The organism is Neobacillus sp. GCM10027624 (assembly GCF_042675345.1).
GTDB lineage: Bacteria > Bacillota > Bacilli > Bacillales > Cytobacillaceae > Neobacillus > Neobacillus cucumis_D.
The window spans coordinates 66,462-91,235 of the sequence record NZ_JBHTHD010000008.1 but is presented as its reverse complement, the minus strand read 5'-3'; the positions used below and the strand labels follow the sequence as shown (position 1 = coordinate 91,235).

The 24,774-nt window shown below is 39.4% G+C and carries 25 protein-coding genes and 2 pseudogenes; 17 read left to right on the top strand and 10 right to left on the bottom strand.

Features of this window, described 5'->3' with window-relative positions:
- Window positions 1-230 precede the first annotated feature (230 nt).
- The gene (locus ACFQZ9_RS11775; RefSeq protein ID WP_498943921.1) at window positions 231-1,028 is read left to right on the top strand and encodes a fumarylacetoacetate hydrolase family protein; all 798 of its coding nucleotides are present in this window, start codon (window positions 231-233) and stop codon (window positions 1,026-1,028) included.
- 700 nt (window positions 1,029-1,728) lie between these two features.
- On the opposite strand, the gene ACFQZ9_RS11770 is transcribed toward ACFQZ9_RS11775, so the two are convergent.
- The gene (locus ACFQZ9_RS11770) at window positions 1,729-2,973 is read right to left on the bottom strand and encodes a DUF4153 domain-containing protein (protein WP_498943920.1); all 1,245 of its coding nucleotides are present in this window, start codon (window positions 2,971-2,973) and stop codon (window positions 1,729-1,731) included.
- 209 nt (window positions 2,974-3,182) lie between these two features.
- Here ACFQZ9_RS11770 and ACFQZ9_RS11765 point away from each other — a divergent pair, with 209 nt between their 5' ends.
- On the top strand, window positions 3,183-3,944 hold the full coding sequence (locus ACFQZ9_RS11765) for an SDR family oxidoreductase (RefSeq protein WP_498943919.1): 762 nt from the start codon (window positions 3,183-3,185) through the stop codon (window positions 3,942-3,944).
- A gap of 125 nt (window positions 3,945-4,069) precedes the next feature.
- Here the strand turns inward: ACFQZ9_RS11765 and ACFQZ9_RS11760 are convergent, their stop codons facing one another.
- Window positions 4,070-5,995: a BglG family transcription antiterminator gene (locus ACFQZ9_RS11760; protein WP_498943918.1), complete on the bottom strand. Its 1,926-nt coding sequence runs from the start codon at window positions 5,993-5,995 to the stop codon at window positions 4,070-4,072.
- A gap of 190 nt (window positions 5,996-6,185) precedes the next feature.
- Between ACFQZ9_RS11760 and ACFQZ9_RS11755 the strand changes: the two genes are divergently transcribed.
- The 7 genes from ACFQZ9_RS11755 (at window position 6,186) to ACFQZ9_RS11725 (ending at window position 12,804) form a co-directional block, all read left to right on the top strand.
- Entirely contained in the window at window positions 6,186-6,503 is a 318-nt protein-coding gene (locus ACFQZ9_RS11755) for a PTS sugar transporter subunit IIB (RefSeq protein WP_498943917.1), read from the top strand.
- A gap of 20 nt (window positions 6,504-6,523) precedes the next feature.
- Entirely contained in the window at window positions 6,524-7,756 is a 1,233-nt protein-coding gene (locus ACFQZ9_RS11750; RefSeq protein ID WP_498943916.1) for a PTS sugar transporter subunit IIC, read from the top strand.
- A 24-nt stretch (window positions 7,757-7,780) separates the two neighbouring features.
- Window positions 7,781-8,137, top strand: a complete 357-nt coding sequence (locus ACFQZ9_RS11745) for a PTS sugar transporter subunit IIA (protein ID WP_498943915.1) — start codon at window positions 7,781-7,783, stop codon at window positions 8,135-8,137.
- Between the two features lie 64 nt (window positions 8,138-8,201).
- Window positions 8,202-9,623, top strand: a complete 1,422-nt coding sequence (locus tag ACFQZ9_RS11740) for a glycoside hydrolase family 1 protein (protein WP_498943914.1) — start codon at window positions 8,202-8,204, stop codon at window positions 9,621-9,623.
- A gap of 22 nt (window positions 9,624-9,645) precedes the next feature.
- A complete protein-coding gene (locus ACFQZ9_RS11735) occupies window positions 9,646-11,085 on the top strand; it encodes a glycoside hydrolase family 1 protein (protein WP_498943913.1) in 1,440 nt (479 codons plus the stop codon).
- 197 nt (window positions 11,086-11,282) lie between these two features.
- Window positions 11,283-12,470 carry a uracil-xanthine permease family protein gene (locus ACFQZ9_RS11730; RefSeq protein WP_498943912.1) on the top strand — a complete coding sequence of 396 codons (1,188 nt, stop codon included), beginning with the start codon at window positions 11,283-11,285 and terminating at the stop codon, window positions 12,468-12,470.
- 193 nt (window positions 12,471-12,663) lie between these two features.
- Complete coding sequence (locus ACFQZ9_RS11725) at window positions 12,664-12,804, top strand: hypothetical protein (protein ID WP_310177355.1); 141 nt, start codon at window positions 12,664-12,666, stop codon at window positions 12,802-12,804.
- A 227-nt stretch (window positions 12,805-13,031) separates the two neighbouring features.
- Here ACFQZ9_RS11725 and ACFQZ9_RS11720 read toward each other — a convergent pair.
- Window positions 13,032-13,166: pseudogene (locus tag ACFQZ9_RS11720) on the bottom strand (YvrJ family protein); the annotation flags it as partial.
- Window positions 13,167-13,216: 50 nt separating this feature from the next.
- On the opposite strand from ACFQZ9_RS11720, the gene ACFQZ9_RS11715 reads away from it, so the two are divergent.
- Window positions 13,217-13,642 (top strand): MaoC family dehydratase, encoded by a 426-nt coding sequence (locus ACFQZ9_RS11715; RefSeq protein ID WP_498943911.1) that lies wholly within the window; start codon window positions 13,217-13,219, stop codon window positions 13,640-13,642.
- A gap of 81 nt (window positions 13,643-13,723) precedes the next feature.
- Here the strand turns inward: ACFQZ9_RS11715 and ACFQZ9_RS11710 are convergent, their stop codons facing one another.
- Window positions 13,724-14,464, bottom strand: a complete 741-nt coding sequence (locus ACFQZ9_RS11710; RefSeq protein ID WP_498943910.1) for an SDR family oxidoreductase — start codon at window positions 14,462-14,464, stop codon at window positions 13,724-13,726.
- A gap of 259 nt (window positions 14,465-14,723) precedes the next feature.
- Window positions 14,724-14,891 (bottom strand): annotated as a pseudogene (locus tag ACFQZ9_RS11705) (DUF4153 domain-containing protein); the annotation flags it as partial.
- A gap of 183 nt (window positions 14,892-15,074) precedes the next feature.
- Between ACFQZ9_RS11705 and ACFQZ9_RS11700 the strand changes: the two are divergent.
- Window positions 15,075-15,245 (top strand): hypothetical protein, encoded by a 171-nt coding sequence (locus ACFQZ9_RS11700; RefSeq protein ID WP_498943909.1) that lies wholly within the window; start codon window positions 15,075-15,077, stop codon window positions 15,243-15,245.
- A 388-nt stretch (window positions 15,246-15,633) separates the two neighbouring features.
- On the opposite strand, the gene ACFQZ9_RS11695 is transcribed toward ACFQZ9_RS11700, so the two are convergent.
- From ACFQZ9_RS11695 to ACFQZ9_RS11685, 3 genes are all read right to left on the bottom strand, one after another.
- Window positions 15,634-15,780, bottom strand: coding sequence for a YvrJ family protein (locus ACFQZ9_RS11695; RefSeq protein WP_026574333.1), 147 nt, complete (start codon window positions 15,778-15,780; stop codon window positions 15,634-15,636).
- 66 nt (window positions 15,781-15,846) lie between these two features.
- The gene (locus ACFQZ9_RS11690; RefSeq protein WP_198312519.1) at window positions 15,847-16,065 is read right to left on the bottom strand and encodes a DUF2922 domain-containing protein; all 219 of its coding nucleotides are present in this window, start codon (window positions 16,063-16,065) and stop codon (window positions 15,847-15,849) included.
- Window positions 16,066-16,101: 36 nt separating this feature from the next.
- Window positions 16,102-16,320: a DUF1659 domain-containing protein gene (locus ACFQZ9_RS11685; protein ID WP_133333135.1), complete on the bottom strand. Its 219-nt coding sequence runs from the start codon at window positions 16,318-16,320 to the stop codon at window positions 16,102-16,104.
- A 394-nt stretch (window positions 16,321-16,714) separates the two neighbouring features.
- Here ACFQZ9_RS11685 and ACFQZ9_RS11680 point away from each other — a divergent pair, with 394 nt between their 5' ends.
- The gene (locus ACFQZ9_RS11680) at window positions 16,715-17,674 is read left to right on the top strand and encodes an LCP family protein (RefSeq protein ID WP_498943908.1); all 960 of its coding nucleotides are present in this window, start codon (window positions 16,715-16,717) and stop codon (window positions 17,672-17,674) included.
- A gap of 541 nt (window positions 17,675-18,215) precedes the next feature.
- Here the strand turns inward: ACFQZ9_RS11680 and ACFQZ9_RS11675 are convergent.
- Window positions 18,216-18,434, bottom strand: coding sequence for a DUF2922 domain-containing protein (locus ACFQZ9_RS11675; protein ID WP_498943907.1), 219 nt, complete (start codon window positions 18,432-18,434; stop codon window positions 18,216-18,218).
- A gap of 36 nt (window positions 18,435-18,470) precedes the next feature.
- Window positions 18,471-18,689: a DUF1659 domain-containing protein gene (locus ACFQZ9_RS11670; RefSeq protein WP_498943906.1), complete on the bottom strand. Its 219-nt coding sequence runs from the start codon at window positions 18,687-18,689 to the stop codon at window positions 18,471-18,473.
- A 210-nt stretch (window positions 18,690-18,899) separates the two neighbouring features.
- Between ACFQZ9_RS11670 and ACFQZ9_RS11665 the strand changes: the two genes are divergently transcribed.
- The 5 genes from ACFQZ9_RS11665 to ACFQZ9_RS11645 all read left to right on the top strand — a co-directional run bounded on the left by ACFQZ9_RS11665 (window position 18,900) and on the right by ACFQZ9_RS11645 (window position 24,680).
- Window positions 18,900-20,903: a transporter substrate-binding domain-containing protein gene (locus tag ACFQZ9_RS11665; protein ID WP_498943905.1), complete on the top strand. Its 2,004-nt coding sequence runs from the start codon at window positions 18,900-18,902 to the stop codon at window positions 20,901-20,903.
- The gene (locus ACFQZ9_RS11660) at window positions 20,896-22,251 is read left to right on the top strand and encodes a sigma-54-dependent transcriptional regulator (RefSeq protein WP_498943904.1); all 1,356 of its coding nucleotides are present in this window, start codon (window positions 20,896-20,898) and stop codon (window positions 22,249-22,251) included. The genes ACFQZ9_RS11665 and ACFQZ9_RS11660 overlap by 8 nt, the downstream gene beginning before the upstream one ends.
- A 145-nt stretch (window positions 22,252-22,396) precedes the next feature.
- Window positions 22,397-23,206 (top strand): type 2 periplasmic-binding domain-containing protein, encoded by an 810-nt coding sequence (locus ACFQZ9_RS11655; RefSeq protein ID WP_498943903.1) that lies wholly within the window; start codon window positions 22,397-22,399, stop codon window positions 23,204-23,206.
- A 50-nt stretch (window positions 23,207-23,256) separates the two neighbouring features.
- Entirely contained in the window at window positions 23,257-23,925 is a 669-nt protein-coding gene (locus ACFQZ9_RS11650) for an amino acid ABC transporter permease (protein ID WP_498943902.1), read from the top strand.
- Window positions 23,922-24,680, top strand: coding sequence for an amino acid ABC transporter ATP-binding protein (locus tag ACFQZ9_RS11645; protein ID WP_498943901.1), 759 nt, complete (start codon window positions 23,922-23,924; stop codon window positions 24,678-24,680). Before ACFQZ9_RS11650 ends, ACFQZ9_RS11645 begins: the two co-directional genes overlap by 4 nt.
- The last annotated feature ends 94 nt before the right edge of the window (window positions 24,681-24,774 follow it).

Below are 24,774 nucleotides of genomic sequence, written 5' to 3'. Positions count from 1 at the left end.
TTGGCTAAGTTGGTAATTTTGGAAAAAAGTGCGCAGATTGAGAACAATTTATTGATTTTTAATCGTTTAGTTATATAATTGCTAATGTGAATACGCGTAACGCGAGTATGTTGACAATCTTTTTTTGATGGAGAAGTTACTTTAGGATTGTCATGCCCGATTACATATAATTGAGCATCTGCCTAAAACAATGAGCAATGATTGAATCAATAAATGGAGTTGAAATGGTAATGAAGGTTCTACAAAAAACACAAACCATCGTTCGTTATGAGAATCATAATGGTAGCGTATATTACGGGATGGTTGAGGATGATGAAATTTTACAATTGTCCAGTAATTTCGCTGAAATTGCAAACAATGAACTGAAATATGATGGTGTAAAGGTTAAATTTAGTGATGTGAAAATTTTGGAGCCTGTAGCTCCATCAAAAGTGATTAATTTTGGCTGGACCTATGCTGGACACGCTAAAGAGACTGGCGGGGAGGCCAATCGCAAAGAACCCTTTTTGTTCTTAAAACCGGCATCTTCTTTAATTCCAAATGAAGGGGATATCATTCTTCCGTCGAGTGATTTAACCCAGCAGGTGGAATTGGAGGGGGAAGTGGCCCTTGTCATTGGGAAACGCGGTAAAAATATAAAAGTAGAAGAGGCAATGGATTATGTTTTTGGCTGTACGATCTTTAATGATGTAACGGCAAGAGATCTTACCAAAAAGGATCCACAGTTTACACGCGCAAAAGGTTTTGATACTTTTGGTCCGTTGGGGCCGTGGATTGTGACAGGTGTTGATCCATCGAATTTACGGATCGTTACCACTTTAAACGGGGAAGTCGTACAAGATGGGAATACGAATCAGATGTCACTTTCCATTCCATTCCTGATCAGTTGGATTTCACAGGTTATGACATTGGAGCCAGGGGACATTTTGGCTACTGGTTCACCTTCGGGCAGTTGCCCAATGAAGGCTGGCGATGTCGTAACGGTAGAAGTAGAGAATATTGGTAAACTACGAAATTATGTAATCTAGCAGCCATTAGGCTGAAGGTAGAGAAGTGTTCAGTGCACTTCTCTTTTTTTAGTTGGTTTCATTGCCCGGAAGAGCTGGTTTAGCTGGAAAAGGGTAAAAGAAAGTGGGTTTCATTGCCCGGAAGAGCAGGTTTTTCTGGATAAAGGTAAAAGAAAGTGGGTTTCATTGCCCGGAAGAGCAGGTTTAGCTGGAAAAGGGTAAAAGAAAGTGGGTCTTATTGCCCGAAAGAGCGGGTTTTTCTGGAAAAAGGTAAAAGAAAGTGGGTTTCATTGCCCGGAAGAGCTGGTTTAGCTGGAAAAGGGTAAAAGAAAGTGGGTTTCATTGCCCGGAAGAGCTGGTTTAGCTGGAAAAGGGTAAAAGAAAGTGGGTTTCATTGCCCGGAAGAGCAGGTTTTTCTGGATAAAGGTAAAAGAAAGTGGGTTTCATTGCCCGGAAGAGCTGGTTTAGCTGGAAAAGGGTAAAAGAAAGTGGGTCTTATTGCCCGAAAGAGCAGGCTTTTCTGGAAAAAGGTAAAAGAAAGTTGGTTTCAATGCCCGATAGAGCTGTTTTTTCCGGAAAAGGGTAAAAGAAGTATTCCACTCGGAATGAATAGTTGCAGGTGTGGGGAGTCGGGAGATGTTGTGAATGTCGTTTAACAAAGAAAAAAGTAGCTTTCAAGCAAAGAGTTAGGTAGCTACTTTTTTCTAAATAACATTCGCTTTTAAAAAATTAAAGGAAAAGTAAAAGTAACGAAAGCTGCCCAAAGTCCGTAGACCGGTAAATACTTGGTAACGGCATCTTGGATGCTGGAAGGTCCGGTTTTGTTTTGTAGAAAACGCATATAGGAGAGCATAATCCAAATTAGATTTGCCCAAATCAGGATGTTTACGCCTAAAACAGCAAGCCGATTGGGCGTTATCCCATAAGAAGAAAGTCTGAACACGATGGCTGACAAAGCCACACTGTCAATGATTAGTGCAAGAACAATTAAGGCAAAGTTTATATAATCTGAAATGTTCTTTTTCTCGTCTGTGTCGCTTTCGGTAATGGAAAATATGGTGACAGCTAATACACCAAGGAGTATTCCGTTGAAGGCAATCAGGAAATTGCGGTCCAAGAATGGATTTTTCCCTACCCCAATCACCGTTATGAGATAGACCAACAATGTGGTCAGGACAAGCGGGCTAAAAATTTTCGCTAGATAGGGTGTAATATTTTTAGCAAATTTAAGATTCATTGATACAAGATATGCAGCCACAATCGCGAGAGCGGCAGCGCCAAATACAACGACATTGCTAAAATAGAAGTCTTCTATATTCAAGCCGACAAAGTGAAATAATTGCATGGTTAATGCGAATAGCAGCATGCCACTAACTGCCATGCTGGCGTATAGTATGGCAAATTCCAAATTAAATTTAAGATAGGCTAATCTTGTGCGGCCTTCCCCATATTCATTTCCTGTAAACGCAAGCCCCACCAATCCCCATAAGAATAGGGGAAGATGTAAATAAGCAAGAATCGTACTGTCTTTATTGTTTAATGGCAGTATATTAAGATATAACCCGGAGATGAGGAACAGCGCTGCAAGGGAATAAAGTACCATTTTTTTAGGGCGATTCGTGTATACAAAATAGGCTGCAATAAATGGAAGTATACCGAAAGCAAGGTTAATGGGTGCAATTGCATGCTGTTCGACAAAATGGAAAATGATCCTGGTGCAGATCCCGGCCAGAATGGCTAAAAGACCCATGAAGAAGAAACCTTTCTGTAGCAAGAAAGCATTTTGTGTATTTGCCGACTCCTTGAAATGCAATCTTTCATACCAGACGGCAAGAACCTGGGACTCAGGGTTTTGTTCCCAGGCGTGTGGGAATGACTTTTTAAAAGCTTTGGGATCTTTTCTAAATAGTCTCTCCAGCTCATGGGGGTTTGCCCTATTTTCACTAATCAAATGGTTCATTTCCATGGTTATCCCTCCTTTAATTATTTGTTTATTTGATTTTAAAACATTATTTATTGATTATCAATAAATTTTTATCTGTTTTCATAACATTTTTATTGTATTATTTTATAAGAATAAAACCTTAATTAGTTACCAGATGGTTTTGAAATACTTTCTCAAAAGGTTAAACTATTTATGAGGTATGACAGTACTCATAACGAAAGAGGGATAGGATGAAACTTTCAGGGAATACAGTACTAATTACGGGCGGGGCAGCTGGAATCGGGTTTGCTTTTGCCGAAAGATTCATTAAAGCAGGCAATAAAGTCATTGTTTGTGGCAGACGCGAAGCAAAGCTTCAGGAGGCGAAGGAAAAATATCCTGAACTCATCACACGCGTTTGTGATGTCACCAAAGAATCTGATCGAATTGCTTTGTTCGACTGGGTTACGAACGAGTACCCCGATGTGAACGTGCTTGTAAATAACGCAGGCATTCAGCAGCGCTACCATGTTCTTAAAACGGACGCGAAGGAAGATTGGAGTTATTTCAGCCAAGAAATAGCCTCCAACGTAGAGGCCCCATTTCATTTTGCCATGCTATTTGCGCCGTACTTTGCCAATAAAGACTATGCGGCGATCCTTAATGTATCATCGGGTTTAGCCTTTACTCCAATGGCGATTGCGCCGATTTATTCCGCTACGAAAGCGGCAGTTCATTCTTTTACGATGAGCTTAAGGAGTCAGCTGGAGGATACGGCCATTGAGGTGATCGAAGTTGCGCCGCCGGCCGTGAATACTGATTTAGGCGGGGTAGGCCTTCATACTTTTGGTACACCTGTAGATGAATTTGCCGATGCGATCTTTAAAGGTCTTGAAGCAGGAAAAATCGAAATCGGTTATGCCCGTTCTGAAAATGCAATGAGGATGTCCCGAGATGAAATTGATGAGACCGTAAAGGCGATGTACGCCAATATGAAAAATACCATTCTATAATGAATAAAGAGCTTCCGGGGAGCTCTTTTATTGTTGTTTTAATATGAAAGGACCTGCTGGTTTAGGATACTAACACAAAAATGGATTTTAGGCTGTTTTTGCTTATATTAATGGGTGCTCTGTTATCACTTCTCCATCAAAGATAATAGGCTATTGATAAACTCATCATAATTTTTTGATTTCAATAACAGGTAAACATTTTCTGGTTCTGATAATATTTTGATAAAACTATCATAGATATCACGGAAAATGCTTCGTTCGTCCTTATTTAGAGCAATAAGTGCGATGATCTGGACTGTATTATTTCCCCATTTTACCGGTTTGTCATTCAATACTATAGAGATGGATGATTTCAAAGCGTCCATATGCATCGAATGGGGAACGGCAACATTGTTATTAAAGGATGTGGAAGACATTTTCTCCCTTTCAATGATATCTTCAATTCCCCCCGTTTCGATAAACCCCAGCTTAACCATTTTCTCCCCGATAAGCGTAATCATCTCAAATTCATTATTCAGGAAAACGTTTTGTTGAAATAGATGGGGGTCAAACAGGCTGATTAAATGGCTTTTCAGCATATGATGACTTCGTTCTTTTTTGATTTTGGTGATACTGTTTTGAATCCTCTGAATGTCCTCCTCCATAATAAATGGATTTAGATGAATAGCTTCACGTCCCATCAATTTGGGAATCTGGATGGTTGTGATAATAAGGTCAGAGTCTATTTGTTCCAAGTCAAAGTCAGCTGCTGTAATGACCCGGCTAATTTCCATTTGTTCTCCAAAGGATTTTTCCAGCCTTTTTAACAACGTAATGTGTATATTGTAGTACTCCGGACAGATGACGGTGCATGTCAGTTTATGTTCAAGAGTCTTTTGGCGTTCTAAAAAGGCGCCGATGTGAAAGGCGATGTAGGCGATTTCGTCCTCATTGATGAGAATTTGCTCTTTTTTTTGGATTTCATTTGAAATAAATACGGCCAAGTCATAAATCAACGGATAAGAGGATTTGATTTGCTTGGTCAACGGATTTTTAGACAAATAATTGTGCCTTGCCCGATTAATTAAATTCCGAATGTGCAAAGTAAATTTAATGAGAAACTCTTCATCATAAATATCCACCAGGTAATAATCTTTTACTTTTTGAATGAGGTCGTTAACCAGCCGGATATATCGCTGTTCAATATATTCGCCAAGATTTTCTTTGTTCAGGCTGTCGTAACTCAACATGGTTGTTTTACTAATTAAGAGAATCGTCAGGTAGTAAAGCTCTGCTCCCTCAAATGATATGCCGAAGTATAATTGAATTAACTTGGCTATGTCCGTTGATGCTTTATATTCCTTTGTTTTCGAAAGCGTACGTATGTTTTCTTCCGAAATGGTTTGATGCGCGCCTATCCGTTCTATTGCGATCACAATATGAAGCAGGATGTTCCCAATCGTGTATTCATTGACATAAAGATTATAGGATGCCAGTACTTTGACAAGCTCTTCCTTGAAGTCTCTTAAATCATATCCAAAAGCCGATTGAATATTTTCCAATTGTAAAAATTGTTCCTTCGTATCTTCATGGAAAATATGGCTCATCAGTTTTCGTTTATCACGTTCCATGCCGGTTAAAATGATTAGGTCTCCGTCCCGTTTGAAGGATAAATGGAACTTGTCCAAAAGGTTTTTTGCCTTTTTTAAGTCGCTTTCAATCGTGGATGTACTAACAAAAATTTCTTCGCTCAGGTCAAAAATATCCATGCCTTCATGATGGATAATTGATTGCTTTAAGAGGTAAAAGAGCCGCTCAAGCGGTGTCAGGCCAGCGGGTTTTTCTTTATTCTCTTCCTGTTGCGTCCTATAGTAAACGTTTTCATTCAATTTATAACCAAAATTTGAGGACAGGATCAGTGCTTCAGGAGAGGTGCTTTCATTCATTTCATTAACATATTTACGGATGCTTCTGCTAGACACAGAGAATTGTTTAGCCAAAATATCTGCTTTTACCCAATCATTCTTATCTAACAGGAAGTGAATAATCTCTTTTTCTCTCTCCTTTTTCATCCCTAAAGCCCCCCAAGGTCTATTTTTCATTACTTTTCCCCATATATATTGTAAAAAACCGCATACTAAAGTTAAAGGTTGAAAAAGTTCCTACCCCTAGGAACTTTTTCAACTTGAGCCCAGATCTAAAAAAATAGGACAATGACATCGTAAAGTTTAAACCAAATATACTTCTCAGGAGGAATTTAATATGTCAGAAAAAAATATTTTATTAGTTTGCGGTGGAGGCGCTTCCAGTGGATTTATGGCGCAAAACATTCGAAAGGCTGCTAAAAAAAGAAATATTGAACTAAATGTTTTGGCTAGAAGCGAGTCTGAAGTAGACGAGTATGTAAATGAAATTGACGTCTTATTAATCGGCCCGCATCTAAAATACATGGAAGAGGATCTAAAAGCGAAGGTTCAGCCGTATAACATTGCAGCTGCGGTGATCCCTCAAGCCATTTATGGGCTGTTAGATGGAAACAAAGGCCTTGATTTGATTTTGGAACTTCTTGGCGAAAAATAAAATAGATTGGAGGTCATTCCATGAATACGTTTATTAATTGGATGAACGAAAACTTTACGCCTAAAATGAATAAAGTTACGCGAAATGTATGGGTTTCATCGATACAGGATGCCCTTATGGCGACTTTACCATTGATTTTAGTCGGCTCGTTGATCACCCTGATTTCGATTTTAAATAACTATTTTTCAAAAATGCCCGATTTTTCACCCATCACGACCTTTTCATTTGGACTGATCAGTATATTTGTTGCACTATTAGTTCCTTATTTTATCATGGAAAAAAAGAAAAAGAATGATAGAAAAATAATTTCTGGTTTAACAGGTGTATCGCTTTTTCTAATGCTACTCATGCCAAAGTTTACAGACGATGGCGGCATTACCTTCACATTGGAGCGTTTTGGCGGAAATGGCATGTTTGTTGCCCTGATTGTCGGATTGATTGTGGCGGCTTTTATGTACCAATTTTCAAAGTTCTCTTTCTTTAAAGGTTCAAGTTCTCTTCCGGATTTTATTATTATCTGGTTTGATACGATTATTCCTATCACGATTCTCTTGCTGTTTGGTTGGTTGTTTACCTTCCAATTGCATGTAGATTTATATGATTTAATTTTGGCAGCTTTTAAACCGCTTACACTGATTTCCCAAAGTTTTATTGGGTTTGTCTTAATCACTTTTATTGGGATCTTTCTTTATTCATTTGGAATCAGTGCCTGGATTATGTACCCGATTATTTTTCCGGTTTGGATGCAGGCTATTCAAGAAAATTCCAAAGCTGTGGCTCATGGGTTTGCACCTAGTAATATCCATACGATGGAAACTCTTACAGCCTGGGTGTGGATTGGCGGTATGGGAACCACGCTGCCATTAGTTTTAATGATGTTATTATTTGCCAAGTCCAGTCAATTAAAGGCCATTGGAAAGGTAACGATTGTTCCGGGATTATTCAATATTAATGAACCGGTCATTTTTGGAGCCCCAGTGGCATTTAACCCAATATTAATGGTGCCAATGTGGTTGAATGGTTTGATTATCCCGGCTATAACTTACATTGTTTTGAATCTCCACTGGGTGACAATCCCTTCAAGACTCTTCCAGTTATGGTATATGCCGGTTGGGATTTCTTCCATTCTTATTAACTCTGATTCACGTGGATTAATATTATTGGTTGTCCTTATAGTAGTGTCATGGTTGATTTGGTTCCCTTTCTTTAAGGTTTATGACTTACAGCAGTTAAAAAAGGAACAGGAACAGTAGAAAAGAAGGTTGGAGGTTTTAATAATGGACGATAACAGCTTAAGAGAGAATGATCTAAATGAAGTATCAATGAAAATCATCTTAAATGCAGGGGATGCAAGATTAATTATTAAAGAAGCTTTGGATCTTGTGGCTGCATGCAACTTTGAAGAAGCCAGACAGAAACTCGCGGAAGCGAAAAAGAAAATTACTGCTGCCCATGGTGCCCAAACGGAAACCATTCAGGGAGAAGCCCGTGGTGAAAAAATTGATTTTTCACTCTTGTTTGCCCATGCCCAGGACACTCTAATGACCATTATGAGTGAGTGGAATACTGCCAATCAGATTGTTAGTTTATTTGAAGTGTTTGATGAACGTTTAAGAAAGCTTGAAGAAAAATAAATCATCCGTAAATGCCAGGTGGTGAAGACAATCTGGCATTTACCATTTCAGGAGTGAATGATCGATGAAAAATAAAGATCCATTTAAATTTCCGAAGGACTTTTTCTGGGCTGCCGCAACTGCTGCCTATCAGTTCGAAGGTGCGAATTTGGAAGATGGAAAAACCTTATCTATCGTTGATAAAAATATCAATCCCAATTATGCGGATACAAGTGTTACATCTGACCATTACCATCGGTTCAAAGAGGATGTTGCCCTCATGAAAGAGTTGGGAATGAAGGCCTATCGGTTCTCCATCTCTTGGCCGCGTATTTTGCCGAATGGCCGCGGTGAAGTGAACCAAAAGGGGATTAATTTTTATAAAGAGCTTGTAAATGAGCTGCGGGAGAATGGTATTGAACCATTGGCAACCATCTTTCATTTTGATTTGCCGGCTTGTCTCCAAGAAGAATACGGCGGCTGGTCCTCCAGGCAGATTATTGAGGACTTTGCTTATTTTTGCAAGGTGTTGTTTGAGCATTTAGGCGGCAAGGTTAAGTACTGGTTTACGATTAATGAACAAAGCAATATGTTTCTTCTGCCGTATTTGATGGAATTTAATAACAAAATGCCTTTGGAAAAACAAAAATATGAAATGAACCATATCATGACCCTTGCTCATGCAAAAGCCATTCAGTTATGTCGGGAAATGATTCCTGATGCCAAGATTGGACCTGCAATCGGGCTTTCTCCTAATTATCCGGAAACTTGCAGACCTGAAGACATCCAGGCTGCCCGTGAAGCGAATGATTTCCGAACCTATTTGTTTACTGATTTATATATGTACGGAAGATATCGGGACAACGTTTGGCGATACATGGTGGAAAACGGGGTCACACCAACTATTGAGAAAGGTGATATGGAACTTCTTCAAGCTGCAAAGCCTGACTTTTTAGGGATTAATTATTATCAAAGCCGGGTAGTAAAATATGCTCCGGAAACGATGGAGAATCGGGATTGGAGCATCAATGCGAACGGTAAAAAGGGCGAAACGGAGTTCGAGGTGGTACCAGGCATTTATCAAGGAACTTCTAATCCATATTTAGAAAAAACCGATTGGGATTGGGAGATTGATTCCGTCGGTCTTCGTACATTGTTGAATGAATTGAATGATCGGTATCAAATCCCGATGATTATTACAGAAAATGGGATGGGGGCGATTGATGAATTAACGGCTGATGAAAAAGTGCATGATCTGTATCGGATTAATTATTTGAAAAAGCATTTGGAACAGTGCCGTCTTGCCATTGCGGACGGTGTCCAATTATTTGGATATTGCCCATGGTCTTTCATGGATTTGTTAAGCACAACGAGCGGATTTCGAAAAAGATATGGGTTTGTATACGTCAACCGGACCGATCATGACTTAAAGGATTTACGAAGAATAAAAAAAGACAGCTTTTATTGGTATCAAGGGGTTATTCGCTCAAATGGACAAAACCTCTAAATAAGATGAGGAGGAATGAAAAATGAGAAAGAATCCAAAAACATTTCCCGCGGACTTCTTCTGGGGAGGTGCTGTTGCGGCGAATCAATGTGAAGGGGCCTATTTAGAAGACGGAAAAGGATTGTGTCTGGCAGATATTAACCGTTTTGAGCCAGACGTTGATATTAAAAAGAAAAAAAATGAAGAAGTAACGAGAGCCGATATCCAGTTTGCCCTAAACGATCAAGAAGGATATTATCCGAAGAGGTCGGGAATCGATTTTTACCATCGCTATAAAGAAGATTTAAACATGCTTGCAGAACAAGGAATGAATTCGTTCCGTACTTCCATCAATTGGGCGAGAATTTTTCCAAACGGTGATGAAAGCGAACCGAATGAAGAGGGTCTTCAATTTTATGATGATTTAATAGATGAAATCATCAAAAATGGAATGGAACCGCTGATAACTGTTTCCCACTATGAAATGCCATTACACTTAGCTACTGAATATAATGGCTGGTACAACCGCAAAACCATCGATTTCTTTGTAAACTATTGCAAGGTAATTTTTAATCGCTATAAAGATAAGGTGAAGTATTGGATTCTAGTCAATCAAATTAATCTCTTTTCCTTTGAATCTTTTAATAGTCTTGGTATTCCGGCGGATCGGTTTGAAAACCTGCTAGAGGCTAAATATCAAGGGGTTCATCATGAATTGGTGGCCTGTGCAAGAGCAACCAAGATTGCAAAGGAAATCAATCCAGAGATGCAAATTGGGATGATGTTGTTCGATAATATCTCACACCCTGCAACACCGAAACCTGAGGATGTTTTGGCAACGGTCAAGAGAAATCAAATGGAGTATTTTCTTTCCGATGTCCTTCTTAGGGGCTATTATCCCGGCTATGCTAATCGATTTTTTGAAGATAACCATATTCAAATTGTTCTTGAAGAAACGGATGAGGCAGATTTAAAAAATACCGCAGACTTCTTAACTTTTTCCTATTATTATACCCGTATATCGGATGCGGAAAGTGTTAAGAACAATAATTCCTCCTATATTAATCCGGAACTTTCGGAAAGCGATTGGGGCTGGTCTATTGATCCAATTGGATTGAGAACAGCTTTAAATCTATATTATGACCGATATCAACTGCCAATTATGATTACAGAAAACGGAATTGGCGCCTATGACTATGTAAGTGAAGATGGTCAAATTCATGATGCCTACCGAATCGATTATTTAAAGAAACATATTGAGCAGGTAAAAGAAGCCATCATGGACGGGGTGGATGTTCGTGGCTATTATCCATGGGGACCTATTGATATTGTAAGTTGCTCATCATCAGAAATGAGCAAACGTTACGGTTTTATTTATGTCGACAAAGATGATCTTGGAAATGGAACATTAGAAAGAAAACGCAAAGACAGTTTCTTTTGGTATCAAAGAGTTGTTACAAGTAATGGGGAAGATTTAGATTAATAGAAAATTAAAAGTCGATAAAGCATATAACCTATCATAAAAGTAGAAGGATGCTTTAGTGAAAGAAGGGACCATCTTTGGTCCCTTTTTCATGCAAAAAGAGGATATTCTTTGGGGTGAACAATATTTTGAATATTTAGTCTAAAAGTCACTTAAGGAAATATATCATTAAAGAACGAATAAAGGGGGGAAACGGATTGAAGAAATTTTTAAGCGCAATACCGTTATCGTTACAACATCTGTTTGCGATGTTTGGTGCAACCGTTTTGGTGCCAGCCCTCACCGGTCTTGATCCGGGAAGTGCTCTTATTGCCAGTGGTGTAGGAACCTTGATTTTCCATCTAATTACAGGCGGAAAGGTTCCTACGTACCTAGGTTCATCCTTTGCCTTTATTGCTCCGCTTGCGTTGTATGTCGGGAAGCTGCATTCACCGGGTGAAGCCGTTGCAGGTCTTATCAGCGTTTCGATTGTTTATGCCATTGTATCATTGATTATTTCCATTGTTGGTTTTGAAAAAGTCCGTAAGGTAATTCCTGCAGTTGTCGTCGGACCGGTTGTCAGTATTATCGGCCTTTCGCTGGCAACCACGGCGGTGGCCAATATGGCTTCGACCCATTGGGATGTTGCGATTGTCAGCCTTCTGGCAGCGGTTATCGCAACGCTTGCAGGCACAAAGGTGATCCGCCTCTTGCCGCTTATCATCGGTCTTGCCGTTGGGTATGCGTATGCCGCAATCCGTGGGTTTGTTGATTTTCAAACCATCGCCACGGCACCGAATTTTGCCCTTCCGCATTTCGTCGCGCCGGAATTCACTTGGGTCGTCATTCTCGGAATGGCGCCGATTGCCCTGGTCACCATCATCGAAGATCTTGGACATATGTTTGTGCTAAATGAGATTATTGGAAAAGATGTAACAAAGAATCCTGGATTTTCGAGGATCCTCTGGGGGAATGGGATTGCAACATTAGTCTCCGGTTTCATCGGCGGACCGGCACAAACCACTTACGCTGAAAATCTTGGGGTTCTGGCCATCACAAGACAGTTTTCCAGCAGGATCATTCAGGGGGCTGCGGTTATTGCGATTCTTCTTGGCTTGTTCGGTAAAGTGGGTGCTGTGATTCAATCGATTCCAGTTGCGGTGATGGGGGGTATCTGTATCCTGTTGTTTGGGATGATTGCCGCAATGGGGATTCGTCACCTTCTTGAGGAGAAAGTGAGTTTGGCTAATATGAAAAATTTGGTCATCGTTGCGATTATCTTCATCATTGGGGTTGGATATGCGCATAATGGGATCGCATACGCTACCATTGCCGGATTGCTCATTTATTGGATTGTACCTGATTTTACAACAAAGAGAGAAGGTCAAAGTGAAAAAGCTATTTGAAAAACTTGTAGCGGATGGCCATTTAGTTGTACGTTAACAAATTCATGGTGATGGCAGAGCTACAGATTTTGTCGAAGGTTGATAGGTTTTTGTATTTATAGAAAGTGTTAGAATGGAGTTGCAACTGAATATTGTGAGGGTGGACGGGTTGTCAATCTTCTTTTCCTTGCTTTAAGGAAAGGAGGTGATAATCATGGAAACATTTCTTGAAATTCTGCGAGAGGTTCTAAAAGGGATAATGCGGGAAATAGGCGCTTATTTCTTTCGGAAAAACGTTCTAGAATACAGGAAAACCACCCCGCGCCGCAAGCAAAAGGGTGGTTCTCAAAAATAATCAACATCAACAACCACCACCCTGACGGTAGAAGTTGCAAGGAGAAGTGTTAGCGCACTTCTCTTTTTTATTATATTCCTATTATACACGAAATAACCCAACCAATAAACCAAAATTGGTGTTCGATCTTCAACATACCCTCCGTATAATGGTACAAAGCAAGTAGGGGGAGAAAACCTTATCTCTCTGCCCCAATCCATAAGTTTAACCCTCACTAACTTCATTTGCTCCCTCATCCGGTTCGGCAAGCTTTGAATGGACTGGACCACCATATCAAGCTTGACTTCAATCCGATAAAGCAAATAGAGTGTCACAACAATCGGAAAACCTACTTCACTTATGATTGGATTTTCGCTTGTAATATTTAATGCTAAGATAAACAAGTACAACAATTTGGAATAGAGGGGTATAAATGAAATTTGATGAATTTACAATTGGACAGGTGTTTAAAACAAAATCATTCAAATTAACAAAAGAGGATATTATGAGGTTTGCAGCTGAATTTGACCCTCAATATATGCATTTGGATGAAGAAAGGGCAAATCAGGGAAGGTTTCAGGGAATCATTGCCTCCGGTATCCATACGCTAGCCATTTCATTTAAGCTTTTGGTGGAAGAAGGAATCTATGGGGATGATATCATTGCTGGAACACGGATGAATCATCTTAAATTTATGAGGCCCGTTTATTCTGGCGATGAATTGCATATCATTGGCAAGGTGATCGATAAAAAAGAAGCAAAAAATAACACGGGTATCCTTACGTTATTGTTATCTACTTTCAATAATAAGGAGGAAAAAGTTTTTGAAGGTGAGATGTCCGCAATGATTGAGCGATGAAGAGGGCTAAGGGGACGGTTCAGCCGGCATTTTTGGTCCAAGATATGAACAACTAGACTACCAGAACCGTCCATGTGGAACCTACAACTCCTGGTGTGCAGGGCGAACAATCATCTCACTTACGGATACTTCAGGTGGCTGTTCGATAGCGAAGCAAATCGCACGGGCAATGTTTTCTGCTTCAATCGCACCTTTGTAAAGTTCATCGAATACCGCTTTTAGTTTTGTATCTGTAATCGTTTCCGGTAATTCGGTGTTAATCGCTCCTGGGGAGATGAGGGTTGTACGAATGTTGTTGCGAAACTCTTCTTTTCGGAGACCTTCGGTAATCGCACGTACTGCAAATTTGGTAGCACTATAAACTGAACTTGCGGGCCATACTCCATATCCGGCAACGGAAGAAAGATTAATAATATGACCTGATTTCCTTTCTCTCATGGATGGAAGGCAAGCCGCTATTCCATAAAGTACGCCCTTAATATTGACATCAATCATTGTATTCCATTCTTCAATTTTTTTCTTATAGAGGAATGATTGAGGCATTACGCCTGCATTATTCACTAAAACATCGATTTTTCCAAACTCTCTCAGAGTATACTCCGCTAACTCTTCCATTTGTTCATGTGAAGTTACATCCGTCACCTTGTATGTAGCTTGTCCGCCATTCCTTTGAATCTCTTCTTGCAGTTTCTTTAGACGATCTTCACGGCGAGCTGCCAGTACCAACTTCGCTCCCTTTGATGCAAGTTCTTTTGCGGTCGCTTCCCCAATTCCGCTGGAGGCGCCTGTAATCATAACCACTCTATCTTGAATCGTAGACATTCTGGATAACATCCTTTCTTAATACTATTGTGGGTCAGCCAATAAAATCGCCCGGGATAACGGATTTATGAACCTTTTTGGCTATCATTAGTTTAACATTTTCAAGGGTGAACATGGGGCCGGGCCTGTTATTTGAACCATGAGAACCGTCTCTTTGGTATTCGAGGATGAATGTTAAAGAAACACTGGAATCCGCGACGGAAACTTTCTTTCCGAAGTGGGCTGGAGGGACAAAATCTAATGAAAAAACTGAAAACTGTCTTTCCAGAGTGGCTGGCTGAGCCACACTGTCAATGATCAGTGCAAGAAATATTAAGGCAAAGTTGATATAATCTGAAATGTTCGTTTCCTCGTCTGTGTCGCTTTCGGTAATGGAAAATATGGTGACAGCCAATACACCAAGGAGTATTCCGTTGAAGGCAATCAGGACAAGCGGGGATTTTTATATAATTTCTCCTTATCAAAAAGTGCCCCTTTTGCATTTAATATAATGTGAACGTAAATTCAGGTTTGTCTGGTGTGTTTTTTTCAACAATGAGACTGGCGATTTTATGGACCTTTATCGGTCAGAAGATTGAAGTTTGAAATAACTTGGAAGGTGGAGGAATTTATGGGATGTTTCTGTGGTGGAAGTAAAAATAACAATGCAAACCAAAATCAAAATGGTAAAAAATACCTTCAAACAACTAAGAAATACAAAACTCAAGAAAAAGCCAATGTAACCTATATAAAAACTGACAAAGGAAAGAATAATCAAGTTTGGGTTAAGAAATCGAATTAGTAGCTAAAAAGCGATGAAAGGCAGAATGCTCTGCCTTTATTTATTTGAACTAATTCGTGAAATTCTAAAGGAAATTGTGCGTGAATTATCGGCATATTTCTCTCGGGAAAACGTCCTAGGAAACAAGAAAACCACCCCGCTCCGTCGAAAGAAAAAGGGTGGTTCACCTAAAATATAAAACAGACAACCACCACCCTGACGGTAACAGTTGTATGGAGAAGTGTTAGCGCACTTCTCTTTTTTATTATATTCCTATCATACACGAAATAACCTTACCAATAAACCAAAATGGGTGTTCGATCTCATCATATCCTCCACATCATACTACAAAGCAAGTAAGGCAGAAAACATTATCTCCCTACCCTTATCCATAAGTTCAACCCCGCACTTACTTCATTTGCTCCCTCATCCGGTCCGGCAGGCTTTGAATGGACTGGACCACCATATCAAGCTTCGCTTCAATCCGATATAGCAAATAGAGTGTCACAACAATCGGAAAACCTACTTCACTTATGATTGGAATAATCTGCTCCATTTTCGGCTACCTCCTTCCTTCTATTAAAGGAGACCGGCTTCACGAAGAATCCGGCCTCTTTGCAGCTTAAACAAGTTCATAATCTGTAATATTACGTTCTACGACTCTAGCTCCCTTTGACGAAACAAGATCGCCGCTTCCTGTATAGAAAGCACCGGAACTCACGATCTGATCCATTGATTGCTTAACTACTGCCTCATCAATCGGTTCCTTTGGGTTATCAACTGTAATACGGGCAATTTTACCGGTAGCAGTTACAAATTGTAATTCCAATGTTTTAGCCAATTTCCTCACCTCCTATCCTCCAAAATGAATAACTTACTAGACTAATAAATCGGAACTGTCGTTTTTCTCGATGCGGTAAAGCGTGTCGTTACACAATACAAAGATGGCTTGTGCTGCTTGATAAAGCTGGTCTGCTGTAGCGTCTTTTTTGACATTGCTGAAGGTCTTGGATCGTAAAATCGGATTACCTTCACCGTCCACGCCAGTTTCAAATACGATGCGAAGCTTCGTCGTAGTCAATCGTGCCTGTGCCATTGTTTATCACCTCCTCACACCTTCTATATAAAGAAAAATGGAGGAAAAGGACATGGTGTTGGAAAATAAATTTTCTGACTAGGGGAAGAAAGCTCCATCTTCTTAGATAAGCAGATAAATGCTGTCGAACGCAGATCACATCCCTATTTACGCAAATAAATTCCTTAGAATCGCAGATAAAAGCTGATTTAACGCAGATAAAACATGGAGTGCAAACTCGGAACTACTTTGAGAGGTTTTGTCTTTTCTTTTAAAGTTGAAGAAGGATAGAATGTCGTAAAAGCAGGAAATTGGTTTTATGTTCTAAGTGACAATCATCTCATATGGTGGTAATATTTTAACGTGTGAATGTGCGAATATAGTAAAAATGACGCAAATTATAGCGGAGGAACTTATGAATAGAAGCAGTAAGAAGAAAAGAAGTAAATGGAAGGTTTTTGGTTATTCTCTTCTAGGGATTATCGTGCTTGCAATTGCAGGAGTTGGCTTTGCTTACTATCAGCTTCAACCGAAGAATCATTTTAAAAACATTCCCGTAGTGAACGCGGGGACAACAGAACAACAACCTAGTAATTCAACTGGTACAAATTTTAATATCTTAATCATGGGCTCTGATGCAAGGCCTGGCCAAAAAATTGGTCATACGGACAGTATGCTCCTTGCACATGTGGATTTGGATAAAAATCAAATTAATGCAGTAAGTATTCCACGGGATACACGTGTTCATTTAGATGGTTATGGTTATACGAAGCTTACAAGTGTCCAGTATATTTTGCAGGCCAATAAAGGTCCTAAGCAAGGGATGGAAGGGGCTGTAAAAGCAATCAGTGATTTAACAGGGGTGCCGATTAATTACTATGTTGAAACCAATTTTGATGGTCTTCAATCGATGATTGACACATTGGGCGGTATTAATATGTACGTGCCAACAGATGTGAAAATTGGTAATCAAGTAGTCACTGCTGGATCTCATTTCTTGGACGGAAAAACCGTATTATCTCTTTCACGTGAGCGCCATTCGCTTGCAAATGGAGATTATGGCCGTCAGCAGCTTCAATTGGAAGCACTAAAAGGGATAGCAAAACAAGCTTTAAAACCTAGTAATGTTTCAAAAATGCCTTCACTGGTTAATTCTGTTTCAAAATATATGGTTGGTACGAATATGTCAACATCGGATATGGTCAGCCTAGGCCTTGCCATGAAAGACTTTGATCCTAATAATCAATTAAACTATAAACAACTAACGGGTGTTGGACGAACAATGTATGACGACATCCTAAAAGCAAACAATTCCGAAATCGTTATTGATCCAGAGGAAATGAAAAGTACGATAGCTAAGTATTTTAATAGTTAAGAAGTAACTTTTTTTAGCCGTAACCTGCAAATAGGTTGCGGCTTTTTAACAATAAATACTAGGCAAATGATTATAAAAAGGGCGGTTAAGCTTAGCAATACATAAAATAGTGCTACATGAGTGGGCTGGATATCTATAAAACAGTTGTCAAAGGCCTTGAAGATAATCTTGATTTGAGAGCCTACCTATAGGGCTAACAGTAGTTTGATCCAGCCGAGAATAGTAATCCATAACGGAATACTTAAAGAGGCAGCCCAAATCAAACCGCAAAAAAAGTTCTCTTGTCGATCCATAAAATCAACCCCTATTTTATGTAGTAGACCCATTCACGTCTATCAAATGACCATTCTGTTATATAGCACAATAGGTTCATTATATATAAAGATAGCAAATAGTGGATGTGAAAAAGGGGGAAGTATGTCGGAGTTAACAAAATGTTTTCGACATTGGCCCAGATATTAAAACTTTCTGATATCGGTGCTGCGGATTTTGTCTGATTATTAAAGGAGACCGGCTTCACGAAGAATCCGGCCTCTCTCTTTTATACAAGCTCGTAATCTGTAACATTACGTTCCACAATTCTTGCTCCTTTTTCCGAAACAAGATCGCCGCTTCCTGTATAGAAAGCACCTGAGCTAACGATCTGATCCATCGATTGCTTTACAACCGCCCCATCCATCGGTTCCTTTGGATTATCAACGGCAATACGGGCAATTTTACCGGTGGTTGTTACAAATTGTAATTCTAAGGTTTTAGCCAATTTCCTCACCCCCTATCCTCAAAATTGAATGACTTACTAGACTAATAAATCGGAACTGCCATTTTTCTCGATGCGATAAAGCGTGTCATTACACAATACAAAGATGGCTTGTGCTGCTTGATAAAGCTGATCCGCTGTAGCGTCTTTTTTGACATTGCTGAAGGTCTTTGATCGTAAAATCGGATTGCCTTCACCGTCCACGCCTGTTTCAAATACGATGCGAAGCTTCGTTGTAGTTAATCGCGCCTGTGCCATTGTTTATCACCTCCTCACACCTTCTATATAAAGAAAAATGGAGGAAAAGGACACGGTGATGGAATTTTGAGCAAGATAGTATTGTCTATTTCTGTTGGCTTTTGGTCCAAGGAATGAATAAAATAGACCAATAGAACCGTCCCTGTGGAACCTATGGCATAAAAATTGCATTGATTCACCTAATAAGTAATAAGAGAAGGAGAAGTAAAGATGCGAAGCCCAAACATTTTTCGGATTTGTGCAACGATTCCCTTGTTGTTATTGTCCTTTGTTCTATTCCCAAGTACCGCTTTTCAAGAAAACAATCAGGTGATTCGAATTGCAGGGGACAACAATTTTCCACCTTTTGAGTACCTAAGTGATTCTGGTGTATATTCGGGTTTTAACGTAGATGTAATGAATGCTATATCCATTCAAACCGGTATGAAGATTGAGTATTATCCCATGCCCTGGAATCAAGCATTGCAAGCGCTAAAATCAGGTAAGGTCGATGCGATCCAAGGGATGAAAAATTACCCTTCACGCAGAAAAACATATGCATTTTCTAAGGATTATTTTATAAGCTCCCAAGCCATTTTTGTATTAAAAGATAATATGTACATTCGACAGATTGAAAATCTTGAAGGGAAGAAAGTTGCGGTACAACAAAGCGATGTTTCGAATGAATTGTTGAATAAAGTAAACCATGTAAAGTTAATAAAAACAGATAATCAGCAGCAGGCTGTTCAACTTCTTATCAAAGGAAAAGTCGATGCATTTGTCGGGAATCGAATTACGGGTCAGTATGTTCTTCAAAAAATCGGGAAACAATCGCAAATTAAAATCGTTGGAGAGGAAATCAATCCTACTGAGTATAGCATAGCGGTTTTACCGAAAAATAAAGCATTATTAACAACATTTAATAAAGGAATCTCGCAAATAAAAAAAGATGGAACGTATGAAAAAATCGTAAAAAAGTGGTTTGGTGAATACATCATGCCCTCTGCTCCACGATTACAAAAGATCATCAAGTATTTAGAGGTCGGTCTTTTTGTTACGTTGGTTATCATTACAGGTATCCTTTGGTGGAATCGCATATTGAAGAGAACAGTGGCTAGACGAACGAATCAGATCGAAAGGATAAACAAGGAATTAGAAGAAAAAATGAACCTTCTTCAAGAGAATAACTACTTTCAACAGCAGTTATTAGACAGTACCTTAAGTTCTTTTGTTACATTGGACAACAGAGCCCATGTATCGATGATCAATCGGAAGGCGGTTGATTATCTAATGTTGAAAGATAATATTGTTGGATTACCTTTTAAACAAACCATTCTGGAAACCTTTATTTCAAAGGAAGAAATACAAAATGCCTTAGAAAAAAAGGAGGTTGTCCTACAGAAAGAAGTGACATGGGAACAAAGTGCTTCCCTAAAAAGAATCCTTACATATAGTGTTTATCCCATTGTTTCCATAACGGGCAATAGTGGAGGAGCCGTATTAAATTTTCAGGATGTAACGAAACAAAAGGAATTTGAAAAAAAGGTTGCACAAGAGGATCGCTTGCGTTCATTGGGGCAGTTGATGATGGGGATCGCCCATGAAATCCGTAATCCATTGATGTCCATTCTTACCTATACGCAACTGCTGCCAAAAAAGTACGAGAATCTTGAATTCCGAACCTTTTTTTCTCAGCATGTAACGAGTGAAATTATGCGTCTCAATACACTGATTAATGATTTGTTGGATTATTCGCGTCCCAAGAAATCCGAGCCAGTTATCTTTTTTCTCTATCCGATGATTCAATCTACCTTACAGTTATTCAAACAAAAAATAAAAGAGAAAAATTTAGGGATTGGTTTTGAATTGGATGAGGAAATTCAGGCACATGCTGATGGTCAGCAAATCAAGCAAGTTCTGGTGAATATTATTTTAAATGCGATTGAGGCATTGAAGGAACATGGGATATTAACCATTCGTGGGTATTATCAGGGAGATTTTGTAGTGGTTGAAATTGAAGATAACGGAGTCGGAATGTCAGAAGATGTCGCATCAAAAATATTTGACCCTTTTTACAGCAAAAAAGCAAATGGGGTAGGATTGGGTCTATTTGTTTCTTATCAGTTGCTAGAGGAAAATCAAGGTAGTATAAAGGTACATAGTACAGAAGGAAAAGGTACTGTCATGACTGTATATTTACCGTGTCCAAGGAAGGGGCGAGAAGAAAATGCATAACGTGATTATTATTGACGATGAAGTCACCATTTGCCAATCCCTTACTTTTGCCTTAGAAGATCAGTACCATGTGTATGCCTTTACAGACCCACGAGAGGCGCTGCCTCTTCTCGAAAGAATAGAAGTGGCCATTATTTTGCTTGATTTAAAAATAGGTGAATACGACGGAATTGAAATTTTAGAAGAAGTAAAGCGTGTTTCCCCTACTACCGTTGTGATTCTGATGACGGCATTTGGAAGTATTCCATCTTCTGTGGAAGCAATGCGCAAAGGAGCCTTTTCCTATGCTACAAAGCCGCTTCACCTTGACGAATTAGAAGTATTGATGCAGAAGGCAGAGGAATTTTATACTTTGCAATCTAAAGTTGAATTTTTAAGTAATGAGCTTGATAAGATGGGTGAGACCCATGGATTAATTGGTGAGAGCTTAGCTATACGTGAGATTCTTACCCTAATAAAAAAGGTAAAAGACATCGATTCCACCATCCTGATTACGGGAGAAAGTGGTACGGGAAAAGAGGTAGTAGCTAGGACCATTCATTATCAAAGTAAGCGGAGAAATAAAAAGTTCCAGGTTATTAATTGTGCCGCCATTCCCGGGCATCTTTTGGAATCTGAATTATTTGGATATGAGAAAGGTGCGTTTACGGGAGCAGTTCAGAAAAAGCACGGTCTCTTTGTCCTTGCTGAAGGAGGTACTATTTTTTTAGATGAAATAGGAGAAATGGATCTAGCCTTACAGAGTAAGCTTCTTCGTGCCCTTCAGGAGCGAAAAGTGATGCCTGTTGGAGGAACACAGGAAATTGACTTTAATGTTCGTATTATTTCGGCTACGAATCGTGATTTGGTAAAAGAAGTAAAAGAGAATCGTTTTCGCGAAGATTTATATTATCGGCTCAATGTGATCCCGGTTAAACTTCCTCCTCTTAGAGAGCGAAAGGATGATATTCCTTTATTGGTGGAGTTTTTTATCCATCAAATTGGGGATAGGATGGGAAAACCAATTGACGGAATTTCTCGTGAAGCACTGCAAATTCTAAAGCAGTACTCGTTTCCAGGCAATATTCGAGAGCTGCAGAATATTATGGAACGGGCGATTGCCTTAACCAACTCTTCGTTAATTGAGAAAGTGGATCTTCCTTCAGAAATTCAACAGGAAAATCATGTTTTTAGAGGCTATACTTTGATCCCTGTATATGTTGGTGAAATAATGGATGAGATCGAAAAGCGAGTGATTTTTCATAATTTAGCTGCTTTCAATGGAAATCGAAGAAAGACAGCCCAAGCGATTGGAATAGGTGAAAGAACATTACGAGACAAATTAAAAAAATATCGAGAAGAAGAGTAGGCGAAAATGGCCGGGCGGCGGTTTTCGCCGCTTTTTTTGTTTTAAAAGGAAGTTGACTTTCCTTAGTATTCGGACTATTTTTACTTGGCATAATTTTTGCATAATAACTACATGTAAACAATTTAGTCAAATTAGGAGGTTATTTATGAAAAAGTTGAAGAGAAGTATGTTTGGAATATTAGCGCTGGTGCTTTGTCTTAGTCTTGGATTAGTTGGATGCGGGAAGGCGGACCAGGCATCCAAACAGGGGCAGGGCGATGATGAGGTATTGCAAAAGATAAAAGCAGAGAAAACGTTGGTTGTTGGAACAGATGCAACCTTTCCTCCTCTTGAGTACAAAAACGATAAAAAAGAGTTTGCTGGATTTGATATTGATTTGATGCGTGCAATCGGAAAAGAATTAGGGGCAGAAAAAGTAGAATTTGTCGATACCGATTTTAAAGGCCTTATTCCCGGCCTAGAGGCAAAAAAGTTTGATGTGGTGGCTTCCGGAATGTATATAACGGACGAAAGAAAAAAGGCGATTAATTTCTCAGATTCTTATTATCCAGGGGGGCTTTCTCTTTTAATTAAAAAGGATAATCCATCCATTAATAGTATTGAAGATTTAAAAGGGAAAAAGGTCTCCGTCCAAGTTGGAACAAAATCTGTTCAGTTTCTCCAAGAAAATTACCCTGATATTCAACGAGTAGAGGTAGAGAAAAACGTTGAAATGTTTCTAGAACTTAAAAGTGGACGAGTAGATGCTGTTTTAACAGGCCTGCCGGCGGCCAAGGTATATGCCATGCAAGACAACTCTGTGAAGGTATTGGATAAGACATTAACAAATGAGGAGTATGGATTTGGAATTCGTAAGCAAGACGCTACATTTACAAATGCTGTAAATAAAGCATTAAAGACGTTAAAAGAGAATGGTGAATATCAAAAGATAAGTAAAAAGTGGTTTGGAGAATAATCAAAGAAAGAGGGGCTTTCCCCTTTTTCTTTTAGAAAGGAGAAGATCATATGGATTTTAATGTTTTATTTGAAAATGGAAATTTTTCCTTTTTACTCAAAGGATTGAGTATCACTCTGACAATGACCTTTTTTGCCCTTATTTTAAGTTCCATTATAGGCTTGCTTATTGGGATAGGAGGGCTATCTAAAAATAAAACGATTTCTTTCCTCTGTTCCGTGTATTTGGCTTGGTTTAGGGGAACCCCTCTTCTCGTACAGCTGATGATCCTTTATTATGGCCTTTCCATTGGCTTAGGGCTTGATTTAACCGCTACGGTTGCAGGTATTCTAGGTATGGGAATGTACAGCGGTGCCTATGTTTCGGAAATTGTACGCGGATCGATTCAATCGATTGAAAAAGGACAAATGGAAGCGGGACGTTCACTCGGATTGAGCCATTGGCAGACGATGCGGAAAATCATTTTACCGCAAGCATTGCGACGAATGCTTCCTCCATTAGCAAATGAATTTATTGCCTTAACTAAAAATTCCTCCTTACTGTCCGTTATTACTGTACCTGAATTGATGAGAGCAGGAAATACGCTTGTATCCAGTAACTTTAAGTATTTTGAAGTCTATATTGCGATTGCGGTTTTATATTTTGTGGTTAACTTCATGATTTCTAAAATCATTAGCTATTTCGAAAAGAGATTGCATGTAGGGGTGGCACGTGTATGATTACAATTAAAGAGATCAACAAACATTACGGAACACATCATGTTTTAAAAAATATAAGCTTGGAAATCGGAAAAGGCGAAGTCGTTGTGATTATCGGACCAAGTGGTTCAGGAAAAAGTACGTTTCTGCGCTGCATCAATTATTTGGAGCAAATTCAAGATGGGGTTATTGAGGTTGAAGGGGAACCTATCGGTCTTCTACACCAGGGCGAAAAAAAAATCGAGATGCCCCAAATAGAACTGAATGCAATGAGAGAGAAGGTGGGGATGGTATTTCAAAATTTCAACTTGTTTCCCCATAAAAGTGTCCTAGAGAACGTTTTCCTCGCCCCTCTAACCTTAGGAAAGATGAAAAAGAAAGAATCGATTGAAGTGGCGAAGGAGCTGCTAAAAAAGGTAGGATTGGCTGAAAAGGCAGAGTCCTATCCAGATAATCTTTCCGGTGGACAAAAACAAAGGGTAGCCATTGCGCGGGCGTTGGCCATGAAGCCGCATATCATGCTGTTTGATGAGCCTACTTCCGCACTTGATCCGGAACTCGTAGGGGAAGTGCTCGCGGTAATGAAAGAACTCGCTGCGGAGGGAATGACCATGATCATTGTCACCCACGAAATGGGTTTCGCTAAAGAGGTTGCCGATCGTGTTGTTGTGATGGATGATGGACGAATTATTGAGGATGGACCACCATCTGTTATTTTTTCAACCCCACGAAGTGATAGAACGAAGAGTTTTTTAAGTAAAGTGCTAGTCCATTGAAAAACAGGTGCCAGGCACCGTCTAGATGATTGGAAGAGTAGGTGGAAATTCCAGGGCGGCAATTTCCGCCCACTTTTTTTTAGTTTTATTCATG